This window comes from Mesorhizobium sp. WSM4813 (assembly GCF_055811555.1).
In genome coordinates this window covers 25,937-41,089 of record NZ_JBVVQU010000024.1, presented here as the reverse complement: position 1 = coordinate 41,089, position 15,153 = coordinate 25,937, and the positions used below count along the sequence as shown (strand labels likewise).

Here is a 15,153-nt window from a genome sequence, read left to right as displayed (position 1 = left end):
AGCTGGCCCAAATCCTATATGCCATCTTGCGATTGATTGCGGAGCTTGCCCTAGGTAAAGAGCAGTGGCTCCAGGCGTGCCGGTATCGATGCCATTGCGCACGCCCACCAAAGAAATCCAGATAGCGGCCCGTCAGCGCGCCGAACGGAGGCTAGACCATGCTTCAGAAAACCAGCCATTTCATGCGCCAGGCCAACCTCATCAATGGCGAGTGGGTGCAGGCCGACAGCGGCCAGACGATCGACGTCAACAACCCGGCCACCGGCCTCAAGATCGGCACCGTGCCGAAGTCGGGCAAGGTCGAGACGCGCCGCGCCATCGAAGCCGCCGACGCCGCTTTCCAGACATGGCGCAAGACCACCGCGCTCGAGCGTTCGAAGCTGTTGCGCAAGCTGCATGACGCGATGATGGACAATCAGGATGTGCTGGCCGAGCTGCTGACCATCGAGCAGGGCAAGTCGCTGTTCGAATCGAAGGGCGAGATCGGTTCGGCCGCCTCCTACATTCTGTGGTTCGCCGAAGAAGGCCGCCGCACCTATGGCGATGTCGTGCCGTCGCCCTGGGCGGACCGCCGCATCCTGGTGACCAAGGAGCCGGTCGGCGTCATCGCCGCCATCACGCCGTGGAATTTCCCGTCCTCGATGCTGGCCCGCAAGCTCGGCCCAGCACTTGCCGCCGGCTGCACCGCGGTCGTCAAACCGGCCTCGCAGACGCCTTATTCCGGCCTCGCCTGGGGCGCGCTCGCCGAGGAAGTCGGCTTCCCCAAGGGCGTCATCAACATCCTGACCGGTGCCGCCGGCGAGATCGGCGACGAAATCTGCGCCAACCCGCTGGTCAAGAAGATCACCTTCACCGGCTCGACCGAGGTCGGCAAGATCCTGATCCAGAAGTCGTCCGTCACCGTCAAGAAGGTGTCGATGGAGCTCGGCGGCAACGCGCCGTTCCTCGTCTTCGACGACGCCGACATCGAGCGCGCCGTTGCTGGCGCAATCACCGCCAAATACCGCAATTCCGGCCAGACCTGCGTCTGCACCAACCGCTTCCTGGTTCAGGCTGGCATCTACGACAAGTTCGTCGAAAAGCTCGCCGCCGCCAGCAACGAGCTGAAGGTTGGCTCCGGCCTCGAAGACGGCGTGCAGCAGGGGCCGCTGATCGACGAGAAGGCAGTTGAGAAGGTCGAGGAACTGATCGCCGACGCCACCGCCAAAGGCGGCAAGGTCGTCGCCGGCGGCAAGCGGCACGCGCTCGGCGGTTCGTTCTTCCAGCCGACGGTGATCGCCGATGCGACGCCGAAGATGCGCTTCATGAAGGAAGAGATCTTTGGCCCGGTCGCGCCGGTGTTCAAGTTCGAAACCGAAGAGGAAGCCGTGGCACTCGCAAACGACACCGAATTCGGCCTCGCCTGCTATTTCTACACCGGCGATCTCGGCCGCGCCTTCCGGGTCATGGAAGGGCTGAAATACGGCATGGTCGGCGTCAATGAAGGCCTCATCACCACGCCTGAGGCGCCGTTCGGCGGCGTCAAGGAATCGGGCCTCGGCAAGGAAGGCGGACATCAGGGCATCGAGGATTATCTCGACACCAAATATGTTTGCATCGGGGGCCTCGGCCTCTGATTGGGCAGGATCTGTTGACTGTCAATGGACCCAAGCCGGCCCGAGAGGCCAGGCGGGAATCGATCAACCAACTGGCGCTTCGGGCATGGCGATGAAGGACGGCGAGGTCTTCGGCACGACGCAAGCGGGCGACGCCGTCCGCCGCTTCACCATCCGCGGCGGCGGCCTCACCGCCAATATCATCGGGCTGGGCGCCATCATCCAGGATCTGCGCCTGGCCGGCCACGATGCGCCGCTGGTGCTCGGCTATAACAATTTTGAGCCCTATGAAACGGATACCGCCTTCTTCGGCGCCGTCGTCGGACGCTACGCCAACCGCATCCGCGATGGCCGCTTCACCATCGCCGGCCAGCGCTACCAGACCGAGCGCAACTTCCTCGACAAACACACGCTGCATGGCGGCTCGCAAGGTTTTTCGCACCGGCCATGGGAGGTTTCGCTGCATGGCAAGGATTTTGTCACGCTGACGCTGCATGATCCCGACGGCTCGATGGGCTTTCCCGGCGCACTCGACGTGACCTGCACCTATAGGCTGAAAATCCCCGGCACGCTCAGTGTCGAGATGACCGCCACCTGCGAGGAGCCGACGCTGTGCAACCTCACCCAGCATTCCTATTTCAACCTCGATGACGGCGGCGCCGGCGATATCCTCGATCATCGGCTGATGCTGAACGCCGGCGCCTATCTTCCGGTCGATGGCGACCTGATTCCGACCGGCGTCGTGAAGCCGGTCGACGGCACGCCGTTCGATTTCCGCCAGGCGCGGCCGCTGCGCATGGAGAGCGAGGGCAAGCAGCTCCCCTACGACCAGAATTTCTGCCTTGCTGCGACGCGCGGGCCGCTCAAGCTGGCGTCATGGGCGCAAGGAGCGTATTCCGGAGTCGAGATGGAGCTCTGGACCACGGAACCCGGCGTCCAGCTCTATACCGGCCAATATTTGGCGCCGCCTTCGCCGGGGCTCGAGGGACGTCATTACAAGGCGTTTTCGGGCTTCTGCCTGGAGCCGCAGGTCTGGCCGGACGCGCCGAACCGGCCGTATTTCCCGCAAGCCACGCTATGGCCGGGCCAGATATACCATCATGTGACGGAATACCGGTTCCGACTGCCTGGCGCCTGACGCACGGAGCTGCAACGGCATGGCAACGGCCTTCTTTATCACTCACCCGGAAGTTTCCGTTGATCCCGCCATGCCAGTTCCAGCCTGGCGGCTGTCAGACCGCGGCGTCACCCGAATGAGGGCTTTCGCGGGCTGTGCGGTGCTGTCCGGCCTGACGTCCATCTGGTCGAGCTCCGAGGCCAAGGCTATTGAAGCGGCTGGCCTGCTGGCGGCGGGATTTGGTTTGCCCGTTCAAGTGGATGCGCACCTTGGCGAGAACGACCGCTCCGCGACCGGTTTCCTTCCACCGGTCGATTTCGAACGAGTTGCTGACGCCTTCTTCGCCAATCCACATGAGAGCGTTTGCGGATGGGAGCGCGCGCTCGATGCCCAGGATCGCGTAGCGAGGGCCGTGTTTCGCGTTCTTGCGACCCATCACGACGGCGACATTGCTTTCATCTCGCATGGCGGCGTTGGTACGCTCTTGCTTTGCAAGCTGCTGAATGCGCCGGTTTCGCGCAGTCGGGATCAACCGTTCCAAGGTCATTTCTTCGCTTTCGACTTGCCAGGTTGCAAGATCATCCACGAATGGCAGCCGATCGCCGAGCGTTAACCTCAACCTTTCCCTGCAGAATTGGGGCCTTTAATACAAAGCGCCAGCGAACGAATGGAAGCAGAAACAATGACGGAATTAACTGCGTGAATGGTGACGATAACGATCGGATGCTGTTTGCGACCGCGCTGGCGCGGCGCGGCGGCGAGCTCGGCCTGCAATATTTCCGACAACTGGAGACACTCACAATCGAGAGCAAGGGTCATCAGGACCTGGTCTCCGAGGCCGACCGGAATGTCGAGACGTTCATCCGCCGGGAGCTTGCGACACAGTATCCTGAAGACGGTGTTATCGGAGAGGAACACGCCGCACTCGCGGGCGGATCGGGTTACACATGGGTGATAGATCCAATCGACGGCACTGCCAACTTTCTGCGCGGCATCCCGGCCTGGACCGTCGTCATCGCCTGCGTCAAAGAGGGTGTGGCGGTCGTGGGCGTTATCCATGAACCCTCTACCGGCGAGACATTTTATGGACGCCGCGGCGGCGGAGCTTTCCTGAACGACCGGCCCATCAAGACAAGCCCGACGACAAGCCTGACGCAAGGCTCGGTCGGAACCGGCTTCTCCAATCGTCGTGAAGCGCGCACCGTCGCCAAACTGATCGATCTCCTGCTTCAGGAGGGCGGCGTGTTTTTCCGCAATGCATCGGGTGCACTTATGCTTGCCTACGTCGCCTCGGGCAGGCTACTCGCCTATGTCGAGGAGCATATGAACGCTTGGGACTGCCTCGCCGGCATGCTTCTGGTCGAAGAGGCCGGCGGATTGGTCGTCCCGCCCGACCCGAAAACGGTTCTCGAGGAAGGAACACTGGTCATCGCGGGCGGCAAGGGCGTGTTCGATAAGGTCCACGCGCTCTGCAAAGAGGCGTTCAGTCTGTGATCAGCACTGGTCCGCGTTTAGGAAAGCCGATGCTTACCGGCTGCCCCGCTCGAAACGCGGTATCGACATCCGGCGAGACCACGAAGACTTCGCCGAATTCCGTGGTAATTACGAACTCGAGGTGGCTGCCGACATAGGTCACTTTCTCAAGCGTACCGGGCAAGGCACCAGGCGCATTCGGCTCGCCAATCTCGAGGCGGCTCGGTCGCGCCGCCAGCTTGGCCGGCCCCGGTTTGCGGCCGCGAGCCGGCAGCTTCAGGACGGCAGGTCCCAGATGCACGGTGGCGCTGTCGCCCTCGACCGACACGACCTCGCATTGGAACATGTTGGCTTCGCCGATGAAGTCGGCCACGAAAGCATTCGCGGGCTGCTCATAGAGGTCGCGTGGCGTGCCGTCTTGGGCAATCACCGCATTGTTCATGACAATGATGCGATCGGAGACGGCGAGCGCTTCCTCCTGGTCGTGGGTGACATAGACGACCGTCAGGCCGAGTTTCTGCTGAATCTCGCGGATTTCCTCGCGCACGCGCCGGCGGAGCTTGGCATCCAGGTTCGACAAAGGCTCGTCGAAGAGCAGCACCTGCGGCTCCAGAACCAGCGCCCGCGCCACCGCGACACGCTGTTGCTGTCCGCCCGAAAGCTGGCTCGGCAGGCGGTCGCCGAAATTGGAGAGGCCGACCAGTTCAAGCCCGGCTCTGGCCCTCTCGCCCGTCTCCTTCCTGCCGAAGCCGGAAAAGCCCAGGCCGTATTCGACGTTCTGGGTCACGGTCATGTGCGGGAAAAGCGCGTAGGATTGGAACACCATGGAGACATCACGATCAGTAGCCGGCAGCCGGGTGACGTCGGCGCCCCCGATCAGGATCTGGCCGCTCGTTACCATTTCCAGGCCGGCTATCATGCGCAAGGTGGTCGTCTTGCCGCAGCCCGACGGTCCAAGGAGGGTGACCAGCTTCCCGGCTTCGATGAACAGCGAGATGTCGTTGACGGCGGGCGCCTTGCTCTTGCCGTAGATCTTGGTGACATTCCTGAATTCGACTGAGGCGGCATTACCGCGAATTTCGGCCATTCATCCGCCTCCCGAGATCGCCGGCTGTGGACGCGCCACGACCGCCTGGCTGACATTGGTGCGCGACTGCGCCAGATCGCCGTCGAGACCGCGCCGGCCGATCATGCGGCTGCCAACGGCAAGCTGCATCAGACCGATCACCGCCAGCATGACGCCGATCAGGACGGCGGAATAGGCGATGGCGACGCCATATTCGTTATTCTCGACGCGACCGACGATGTAGCTGGTCGACATGTCATACTGGGCGCTGACTAGAAAGATAATGGCGCTGATGGCGGTCATGGCGCGAACGAAGGAATAGACCAGCGCGGCAAGGATGGCCGGCCGCAGCAGCGGCAGCACCACTTTGCGGAAGGTCTGCCAGGAGTTAGCCCCGAGAGTGAGGGACGACTCGTCGAGGCTGCGGTCGATCTGCGACATCGACGCGACGCCGGCGCGGACCCCGACCGGCATGTTTCGGAAGATGAAGGAGAGCACCAGGATGATGCCGGTGCCGGTGAGCTCGATCGGCGGCACATTGAACGCGATCACATAGGACACGCCGATCACCGTGCCGGGAATGGCGAAGGACAGCATCGTTGCAAATTCGAAGGTGTCCTTGCCGGCAAAGTCCTGGCGGACCAGCAAATAGGCGGTCAAGAGTCCGATGGCCGCGGTCAGCGGCGCGGAGATCATGGCTATTTCCATGGTCGTCCAGAAAGAGCTCCAGGCCGAGCCGCGCCAGTGGATGCCGAACTCGTTCCAGCCGATGGAGAACGCTGTCACGTAGTGTTCAAAAGTCAGAGAGAAATCGACGCCCCACAGCTTGACGAAGCTGCCGTAGAAGATCGTCACGTAAATCAGCAGGGTAAAAAGCGTCCAGACGGCGGCCACCGCGAAGACGACGTTGCGCAACGTTGCCGGCAGATGCGGGTGAACGCCGGCGTCGCCTTTGCCGGAGACGGTCGTGTAGGACTTCTTCCCAAGCCAGAATCGCTGGGCGTAGAACGCCCCGAGCGTGAAGAACAGGAGCACGAGCGCGAGGATCGCCGCCTGCGCCTGGTCGTATTGTGCGCCGACGATGGCGAAGAAGATCTCGGTGGACAGCACGTCGAAATTGCCGCCGAGCACCAGCGGATTGCCGAAGTCAGCCATGCTCTCGATAAAGCCGAGCAGAAAGGCGTTGGCCAGACCCGGCCGCATCAACGGCAGGGAGACGGTGATGAAGGTCTGCCAGCGATTGGCGCGCAGGGTTTGCGCGGCCTCCTCCATGGACGGGCTGACCCCCTCGACCACTCCGATCATCACCAGAAAAGCGATCGGCGTGAAGGCGAGCACCTGGGCGATCAGCAGGCCAGGCAGGCCGTAGACCCATCGCGTCGGTTGGACGCCGATCAGCTCGGCGAAACCCAGATTGATGGCGCCCGAGAGGCCGAACAGAAGAATGATGGCGAGGCCGATGACGAAGGGTGGTGTGATGATCGGCAGCACGGTCAGCGCGCGCAACAGCGCGCCGTAGCGAAAGCCGGTACGGGTCACCACCAGGGCAAAGACAAGGCCGAGCGCGGTGGTCGTCACGCCGACGAGCACGGCGAGAAGGAGCGAATTCCAGGCGACGCCGCAGCGCGGGCCGCCGGTGAGGCAGCCGAGGCTCCAGAGCCGGTCGCTGGAGAGTTTCGCGAGGAAGACGGGAAGCGAATAGTCGCCCTCTTGCGTGAGCAGCGCGCTCCCCAACATTTGACCGATCGGCATGAAGATGAAGATGGCGACAACAGCGACAACGAAGCCGATCGAGCCCGCGACGAATTCGTCGCCGGCCACCGCGCCGCGAGCCGCAAGCCCGAGGGTGAACAGGAACAAGAACGCGCAGCCTACCAGCAGTGCTCCCCAGCCCATGCCGAACTGGCGGTCGTCAAGCTCGCCAAAGAGCGAGGTCAGCCATTGCCATTGGAAGCCACGCAGGCCAATGCCAAAACCTTGAAGCAGGAAATAGGCGACGCCGGTCGCGCCGACGGCGATCAGCAAATAGCCAAACAAAGGGTCGGACTTCCGCCGCCCCCATAGCAGGAGCGGCGCGAGAAGCAGCGGGCCGATGGGCGCGAGCCAGAGTTTGTCGCCTTGCAGCACAAGAAAAAGCGCCGGCGCTACGTCATCATCAAGCGGATAGCCGTCCAGGAGCCAGGACAGGGTGAAGAGATTGCTGTCCAACCCGTACCAAGGCAGCAGCGCGTAGCCTACCAAACCGACCGCCGTCCACAGGACGACGGTCGGGTGAAGCGCGCTCGTGGCAGTGCGGACGCGCATGATCACTGCGGCAGGGTCGAGACCTCCGTATCCCACTTCTGCAGCAGGCGCTTGCGCTCGGCACTCGATCCATACTTCTTGAAATCGTAGTCGATGAGCTTGATGGTCGACAGGTCAGGCGACAACTCGGACGCGGTGGCGTTTTTGTTCGAAGGCAACTGGAACGACTTCACGTCCTTGGCCTTCGATTGCATCTCGGCGGTCAGCGCCCAGTCGTAGAACTGCTTCGCCGCTTCCGGGTTGCGGGCGCCCTTGATCAGCGACATCGAGCCGATCTCATAGCCAGTGCCTTCGCAGGGCGCCACCGTGACGATCGGGAAGCCGGCTGCCGTCTGCGTCACCGCGTCATGCATGAAAACGATGCCGATGGTCGTTTCGCCAAGACCCGCGGCCTTAATCGGAGCGGAGCCGGACTTGGTGTACTGGTTGATGTTGGCGTGGAGCGCCTTCAGGTACTCAAAACCCTTGTCCTCGCCCATCAGCTGAACCATCGTGGCGAGCATCGTATAGGCGGTGCCCGATGAGTTCGGGTTGGCCATCTGGATGTGGCCCTTGTATTCCGGCTTGGTCAGATCGGCCCAGCATTTCGGCTCCGGCAGGTTGCTCTTGGCCAACAGATCCTTGTTGTAGCCGAAGCCGAGCGCACCGGAGTAAACGCCGATTGTCTTGTTGTTGGCGGCTTCCGCCTGCTTGATCGCCCAGTCGTGCAGTTCGCCGCGCATCGGGGACATATATTCCTCGGTCAGTCCTTCCTCGGCGGCCTGGAGATGAGGATCGCCGGTGCCGCCCCACCAGACGTCGCCCTTTGGGTTTCCGGCCTCGGCGCGCACCTGGGCATATGTCTCGCCGGAACTCTTGCGGGTCATATCGACAGTGATGCCGGTCTTTTCCTCGAAGCTGGTCTTGATTTGCTGGCACCAGGCCTCGTCGGCGGCGCAATAGAGGGTGAGGCTATCGGCGTAAGCCGAGCTGGCGCCAGAGACGAGCATTACTGCCGTTGCCGCCAGACGGACACAGGTCTTTTTCATGTGCGAATTTCCTCCCATTGTTTCGCCGACTAACAAGTATCAAGCATTGCTGCGGCGGCGACAGATTGGGAGCTTTTGTGCCAATTTGCAAATCGAGTCGGCGGCGGCCGGAACAGCGGATCGTACGCGAGGCGAAGAAGGAAAACCGATCAGGCACGTTGCGGCGGTCCCGTTCCCCTCCAACACGACCAACCGCTTCCTCGTGCGGAAAGGCTGGCCGATGAAGGCATGAGCGGAAAGATGGCAGCAGTCACCGAAGCATGGGAAGGGCGGGCGTTGTCGGCGAGAGTCGCAATCGGCGAGCTCCATCGGAATAGCGCCACACTTGTTACTCCCACTTTTCGCTTTCCGGTGCCAAACTACCTCATGCCCAACAACGAGCGATGAGCAGCGAATGGAACCGCGCTTCAGCCATGAGGCGGGAATTCGCCCCGTTCAGGAGGTATCAAAGCCATGACTTCATCAGCCGAGAGCGGACGGAAAAGCGGACAGCCTGCCATGCGCACACCACCGGTGGTGTCGCCGCAGGAGTGGGAGGCGGCCCGCGAGCAGCTGCTCGTGAAGGAAAAGGCCCAGACCCGCGCCCGTGACGCGCTGGCCGCCGAGCGGCGGCGGATGCCGTGGATGGCGGTGGAGAAGACGTATGCTTTCGAAGGGCCTGACGGAAAGGCCAGCCTGCTCGACCTGTTCGACGGCCGGCGTCAGCTGATCGTCTACCGCGCCTTCTTCGAGCCGGGAGTGTTCGGCTGGCCCGACCACGCCTGCCGCGGCTGCTCCCTGGTGGCCGACCAGGTCGCCCACGTCGCCCACCTGAACGCCCGTGACACCACCCTTGTCTTCGTCTCGCGTGCGCCTCAGGCTGATATCGCGCGGCTGAAGGCGCGGATGGGCTGGGAGATGCCGTGGTACACGCTCACCGACAGCTTCGACGCCGACTTCGGCGTGGACGAGTGGCACGGCCACAACGTGTTCATTCGCGACGGCGACCGCGTGTTCCGCACCTACTTCATCGACAACCGCGGCGACGAGCAGATGGGGAGCACCTGGAACTATCTCGACATCACCCCGCTGGGCCGGCAGGAGGTCTGGGAGGACTCGCCCGAGGGCTATCCCCAGACCCCGACCTACAAGTGGTGGAACTGGCATGACAGCTACGCCGCGGATCCAGCGGCCGACAAAAAGTGGGCCGAGGTGTCGGACGCCGGAGAGGCGGCGTTCCGGGAGGCGAGCACGAAGCAGTGAGCCAGACCTGGTCCGGTGGGTCCGGCGGACGACGACGGTCGGTCTGAGGACCCCCGATCCAGCGTTTCACGTCACGATTTCAGCAATTCGGCCCCACCCTCCTTGCATCGCGCCTCAGCCCTGGCTTCAGCCGCTGTGCTACCTGCGCAGGTGCTCACGTCTCCGCTATTTGCCGCAACCGATCTCCGCGCCCGCAGTTCACAGGCGACAATCCGGCAGGAGCGACCGGACAAGCTGTCGCCGCGGCAGATCAGACTTTGACGAGCATAGCGGTCACATACATGAACGAAACGCCTGCGGCCAATCCCGCCATCGTGGCTGGCGCTGTAAGCGCCGCAGGGCCTCTCCCGTCCGACCTCATCAGGTACGCAGCGACCTCGACGATGACCTGCAGAATGGCTCCCGCTCCGACCGCGAGAGCCAGCGCCGACCACTGCGGCGCATAGGCCAGGCTTCCGATCCAAAGTCCGATGACGGCGGGACCGCCCGCCAGAAGCGCCAAGCCGACGAAGGTCCACAGAGGCGGGCGCTTCTTCAGCATCGGCGCGGAAATGCCGATGCCTTCGGTGATGTTGTGCAGCATGAAGCCCAACACCAGGAAAGTGCCCAATCCGGCCGCGCCTGCCGCGAACGCAGCGCCGATAGCCAGGCCCTCGCCAAGGTTGTGCAGGCCGATGCCGAGCGCGATGAAGGTGGCGAGCGCAAGTCCGGTGGGCACTCCATCGCGGCGGCCCAGCGCCATCAGCAGGAGGAAGCTTGCCGCGGCTGCGAGCGCGACCATTGCCTGTCCCTGGAACAGCGCGGCGGACTCGCCCGCAAGTTCGAATGCTTCCGCCGTGGCGTCGACGAGCAGAAATGCCAGCAGGCCGACAGTCAGGGCGAGCAGGAAATTCATGCCGTTGCGGCCGATCCCGCGCAGCGCCGGATAAAACATCATTCCGATCGCGACCGGAACGAGGCCGACTAAGACACCGAGCAGCGCCTGGGAAGCAAGCATCCCCGCGTCCCGTGTCGGGGTCGGCACAGCGACTGCGATCTCGTGTTCAAACGTCGCCCCGGTATTGGTGACAATGTTTATGGCATGCGCCTCCCCCAGCACCCACGTGAAGGGCAGATGGATCCATGCGGTAGCGCCGCGGCCGAGCGGTCCTGCGGGTTCCTGCGTGAACTGCCAGTATGCGTCGTCAACCTGAACCTGGGCGATCGTCATCGGCTCCGAGCCGCCGGCGCGGACGAGGACGCGGATGCCGTCGGACGAAAGGATCGTCCGCTCGAAAGTCAGGCTCTCCACAGGCGGAGCGCCGTTCCCGAAGTTTCTGAGCGGGTCAGAGACCAGCAGCCAGGTGATCGCCAGGCCGAGGGCGGCCAGCGGCAGGATCAGCCACAGCAAAGCGGCGCGCGATTTTCCGGAGCCGACGGGAGCGGTCGGGTCGGCGGCGGCGATGTGCGAGGCCTCGTTCATGCGACCGCCTCCACCACGTCGAACATGCCCGTCCAGCCGAGTTCGGTGAACTCCGACTGATGCGGGTGGAACATGTAGAGACCGGTCTCGTGATCCTTGTAGGTAAACTCGAGGATTCCGCGCTGCGCCTGCACCTGAGTGATCAAGTCGACCGTCCTCAAGGTCGGCGTGAGCGTCGTCCCCTGTTCGAAATAGTCGAAGAAGTTGGCGTGCAAGTGGAACGAGTTGATGGGATCGAACTCGACGACATTGGCCAGATAGATGCGGACTGGGCGGTTGCGGACGATCCTGATCGGCCGCTTCATGTACGCGTGTGCGACGGTATTCACCGCATAGACTTCGTTCCCGTTGTCGAAGTTCGTGTCGAAGCCGTTCATCACCATGGCGAATTCCTGCCATTCGGCGTTCTCGGGCGTGCCGAGCAAGCGGGAACGCGCGACATCGGCAAGCTCCGGATGGCGGGCCGGATCCGGGTCGATGACGAACAGTCCGTACATGCCTTTGTGAATGTGCCGCTTCAGGGGCAGCGCGTGGCAGTGATAGAGATGGCAGCCGAACGGCCTGGCATCGAACTCATAGACGAATTCTTCTCCCGGACCGATCAATCCTGCACCGGGGACGCCGTCCATCCTTGCGGCGTGGATGCCGTGGAAGTGCATGGAGTGGGGATGCGAGCCGGAGTTGCGGAAGACGATTCGGAGGTGCTCGCCTTCGGTCGCCCTGAGCGCAGGCCCGGGCACCCGCCCGTTGTAGGTCCAGGCCGGGAACATGATCCCCGGCGCGATTTCGATTTCCTTGTCGACCGCCTCGATCTCGAAAGTCCGAAGGATTCGTCCGTCGGGAAGCGTCGACACCGAGCCCGTTTCCCAGTCCGTCACCATCCGCGACGGATCGAAACCGTTGCGCTCGTTGTCCACGTCTCCGACGGTGATCATCGATCCGTGGGCGGCCAAATGCGCTGGAGGCGGTGCAACGCCCGCGGCGGCCGACGCCGCCCCATGGCCGGAATGGGCCGATTGGCCAGCCGCCGTTCCCGCTATCGCCGAGCCTCCGGCCGCCAGGCCGCCCCACAGCAGCCCACGCCTGCTGATCTTTTCGCGGAAACACATGCTGACCTCGGACATAACCGCACCATAACGCAAATGCGAATGAGTTGCATTAGCATCAAACGGATTGTTTCGCAATCGACTCGCAACCGCATCTGTTCGGGGAGGGGCCGTCGGTAAATTGATGTGGTGCGAAGTGCTCTTTACAAGCAACCAACGGGAACAACCACTTCGCATCGCGACTCACATTGATGCTCCTGCTGGCGAAGTCGACCGCTGGCCACGTTGAGCAAAGCACTAAAAGCGCGTCGCGTTTGACCGGCCTCATGCGACGCGCTTTAGCGTTGTTGTTTTTATGCATGTCGTTATCGCAAGACCGCTGCACACTTTTGCGCGACATGCATTAAGACGGACCTGGAACGACGGCTTCCCCACGAACTGCCGACATTGAATGAGAGGGTCAGCAACGACCGCTAATGGCGCCCTGTGCTCGTTCCCGCCGGCCGATTTCAAACGGCAAGATTCTCGGCCAGCCGCCGTGCATTGCTGAGGAAAGCGCGGGGCGATCGCTTGCAGGAGCGCAGATCGTCCCGCTGCTATTCATGCGGACTTAACCACCGAAAATGGGCGTTTGTAGGTGACCGGTCTCGTCCGGAAACTCGCGGCGGGAGCAGGACGGCCGACGTGAAAGCCTTGGATTTTATCTATGTCAAATTCGCGTACAAGGGCCATCTGCTCGTCGGTTTCGACCCCTTCGAGCAGGATTTTATGACCGCGATTTCGGACCAGGGCAATAATGTCTTGCAGCATCGCCTTGCCCCTCGGGGTGCCGCAGTCATGTAGAAACGAGCGGTCGATCTTCACCGTATCGAAATCGATTAGACGAAGCCATGACAGGCCGGCGAAGCCCGTCCCGAAGTCATCGAGCCATATCCTGATCCCTAGCAGTTTCAGGTCGCTGATGCAGCGGAGAACGTCGGAGTGCATCTCCATCTCCAGCCCTTCGGTGATTTCGAGGGCCAGCCTGCTGCCAGCTACGCCTGTCTCGCTCAAAATGGCCGCAACAGAGGTTGCGAAGCCGGGCGTCTTGAGCTGAATCGGAGAGACGTTGACGCTGACAACACGGACGTGATCGTCCGCCAGAAGCTCAGTGCACACTGTCCTTATCGCCCAGCGCCCGAGCGCCAGGACCGCGCCAGTTCGCTCCGCGACGGGAATGAACAGGCTCGGCGGCACCGATGTACCGTCCAGCATTTTGAGGCGCATCAGAGCCTCGACGGCTTCAACTCGGCCCGACGCGACATTCTGGATGGGCTGATAGACGAGTGAAACGAGATCCTGGCCGATCGCAATCTTCAGCAAAGCCGCAATATTCTCGCTCTCGTCGCTGCTCTGGGGATCGTTTGGATCGAACAGCCAGGTACAATTTCGACCGCCTGCTTTTGCCAGATAGAGTGCGCGATCGGCCTCGTGGATGATTTTTTCCAGTTTGGCGCCAGTCTGCGGCCTGGTGAATGCAGCGCCAACGCTCACCGTCACAACCGAGATACCGTCTCTGCGCTGCTCGTGGGGAAGCGCGAGGTTCTCCACCGTGCTTCGAATGGCTTCGGCAATGTCTGTGACCTGTTCTCTTTTCTCCATGCGAGCCAGGACAATGAATTCCTCACCGCCGTAGCGGCCGATTGAGCCATTGTACTGCTTAATCATATCGGCAAGGGCATTGGCGACAAGAATCAGGCAGCGGTCGCCTTCTTGATGTCCGTAATAGTCATTGAACCTTTTGAAGAAGTCCACGTCGATGAGGATCGCCACAAAACTGCTGCCAAACCTTTGCCAGTCGCTCCAGTAGTCCCGCAGCTTCTCGTCAATCGCCCGCCGATTCTCCAGACCCGTAAGCGGATCGGTTCTCGACAGATTCAACAGCGCCTGTCCGCGCTCGGTGGCTTCCTTGTGCTGGATTTTGGCTTCGAGGGCATTCAGGAAAACGTTGTAGCGCTCCTCGTTCAGCTTCCAGTTGACGTAAGACGTAAATGTGAAGCATGAAATGTAAAAAGTTCCAAATACCAGTTTGTACATTAATGTGGAAGGCACAAAGTAGTTTACGGCATACAGTATTACTAAAATTATTGTAGACGTTACAATAGATAGGCTGAACTTAAACGTGAAGAAGAGATTGGCGCTCATCATGAAGATGGTGCCGAAGACCATGTAATAAGAGACGCTTTCCTTGTCTGCGCCCATAACCGCTGGGCACAGCCAGCCAACATAGCCAAAGATGATGGCTCCGGCGCAAGTGACGTCAATCCATTCCGTTCCGACGCCCCGGCGAAGTTGTGCCTCCAAGATCAAGAGTGCAGTCACTCCGACCGCGAAGCGTGCCATAATCGTATAGAGCGCCACATCCGGAATCAGCAGCAGATCCGTTGCCGAAAACAGCAGATAGATGGCAACAGCGATCCAAAGCCCTGGCCTGGCGTCCATTCTTCGCTTCGCTTGGCCTTCCTCTCGATAGAGGTTGCGGAGCTCGTCGGACCGCGGCTCGTAGCGCAGTTCAAGCGGTTCCGTATGGGCTATATCGGCCAACGCGGATGACGCGAATTCGTTCGTCACCACAAACCCCATTTGAACGGGGCTTTGTATTCCGAACTCATTTCTAGCTTCTGCCCCCACGCCGGCCGACTCCTCAGGCGCGACAGCGATTGCGGCGCCTCGCAAACAATATGCAGTCGCGCAAATAGGTTTTCGTTAACTCGTATCCGGAATCGCACCCGCAAGGCGTCCAAAGAACCAGCATGGTTGGCGGGAAATTAACGACACCGC

11 protein-coding genes are annotated in these 15,153 nt (G+C 61.8%); 5 read left to right on the top strand and 6 right to left on the bottom strand.

Going from position 1 to position 15,153, the window contains the following annotated elements; all coding sequences use genetic code 11:
• Window positions 1-158 precede the first annotated feature (158 nt).
• The 4 genes from AC0L25_RS16030 (at window position 159) to AC0L25_RS16015 (ending at window position 4,206) form a co-directional block, all read left to right on the top strand.
• Window positions 159-1,616, top strand: coding sequence for an NAD-dependent succinate-semialdehyde dehydrogenase (locus tag AC0L25_RS16030; RefSeq protein WP_473596390.1), 1,458 nt, complete (start codon window positions 159-161; stop codon window positions 1,614-1,616).
• An 85-nt stretch (window positions 1,617-1,701) separates the two neighbouring features.
• A complete protein-coding gene (locus AC0L25_RS16025; RefSeq protein ID WP_473596389.1) occupies window positions 1,702-2,733 on the top strand; it encodes an aldose epimerase family protein in 1,032 nt (343 codons plus the stop codon).
• A 19-nt stretch (window positions 2,734-2,752) separates the two neighbouring features.
• The gene (locus AC0L25_RS16020; RefSeq protein WP_473596388.1) at window positions 2,753-3,325 is read left to right on the top strand and encodes a histidine phosphatase family protein; all 573 of its coding nucleotides are present in this window, start codon (window positions 2,753-2,755) and stop codon (window positions 3,323-3,325) included.
• A 110-nt stretch (window positions 3,326-3,435) separates the two neighbouring features.
• On the top strand, window positions 3,436-4,206 hold the full coding sequence (locus AC0L25_RS16015; protein WP_352960627.1) for an inositol monophosphatase family protein: 771 nt from the start codon (window positions 3,436-3,438) through the stop codon (window positions 4,204-4,206).
• On the opposite strand, the gene AC0L25_RS16010 is transcribed toward AC0L25_RS16015, so the two are convergent.
• From AC0L25_RS16010 to AC0L25_RS16000, 3 genes are read right to left on the bottom strand one after another with little or no spacing between them, the layout of a single operon-like run.
• Window positions 4,196-5,272, bottom strand: coding sequence for an ABC transporter ATP-binding protein (locus AC0L25_RS16010; protein WP_473596387.1), 1,077 nt, complete (start codon window positions 5,270-5,272; stop codon window positions 4,196-4,198). The two genes, AC0L25_RS16015 and AC0L25_RS16010, sit on opposite strands and share 11 nt — an antisense overlap.
• Window positions 5,273-7,555, bottom strand: a complete 2,283-nt coding sequence (locus AC0L25_RS16005) for an ABC transporter permease (RefSeq protein ID WP_473596386.1) — start codon at window positions 7,553-7,555, stop codon at window positions 5,273-5,275. It lies immediately after the preceding gene.
• Window positions 7,556-7,557: 2 nt separating this feature from the next.
• Entirely contained in the window at window positions 7,558-8,583 is a 1,026-nt protein-coding gene (locus tag AC0L25_RS16000) for an ABC transporter substrate-binding protein (RefSeq protein WP_473596385.1), read from the bottom strand.
• 453 nt (window positions 8,584-9,036) lie between these two features.
• Between AC0L25_RS16000 and AC0L25_RS15995 the strand changes: the two genes are divergently transcribed.
• A complete protein-coding gene (locus AC0L25_RS15995) occupies window positions 9,037-9,825 on the top strand; it encodes a DUF899 domain-containing protein (protein WP_473596384.1) in 789 nt (262 codons plus the stop codon).
• A 250-nt stretch (window positions 9,826-10,075) separates the two neighbouring features.
• Here AC0L25_RS15995 and AC0L25_RS15990 read toward each other — a convergent pair whose 3' ends face one another.
• The 3 genes from AC0L25_RS15990 to AC0L25_RS15980 all read right to left on the bottom strand — a co-directional run bounded on the left by AC0L25_RS15990 (window position 10,076) and on the right by AC0L25_RS15980 (window position 14,955).
• Window positions 10,076-11,287 (bottom strand): ZIP family metal transporter, encoded by a 1,212-nt coding sequence (locus AC0L25_RS15990; protein ID WP_473596383.1) that lies wholly within the window; start codon window positions 11,285-11,287, stop codon window positions 10,076-10,078.
• The gene (locus AC0L25_RS15985; protein WP_473596382.1) at window positions 11,284-12,411 is read right to left on the bottom strand and encodes a multicopper oxidase domain-containing protein; all 1,128 of its coding nucleotides are present in this window, start codon (window positions 12,409-12,411) and stop codon (window positions 11,284-11,286) included. The genes AC0L25_RS15990 and AC0L25_RS15985 overlap by 4 nt, the downstream gene beginning before the upstream one ends.
• Window positions 12,412-12,933: 522 nt before the next feature.
• Entirely contained in the window at window positions 12,934-14,955 is a 2,022-nt protein-coding gene (locus AC0L25_RS15980; RefSeq protein WP_473596436.1) for a putative bifunctional diguanylate cyclase/phosphodiesterase, read from the bottom strand.
• Window positions 14,956-15,153: the final 198 nt, after the last annotated feature.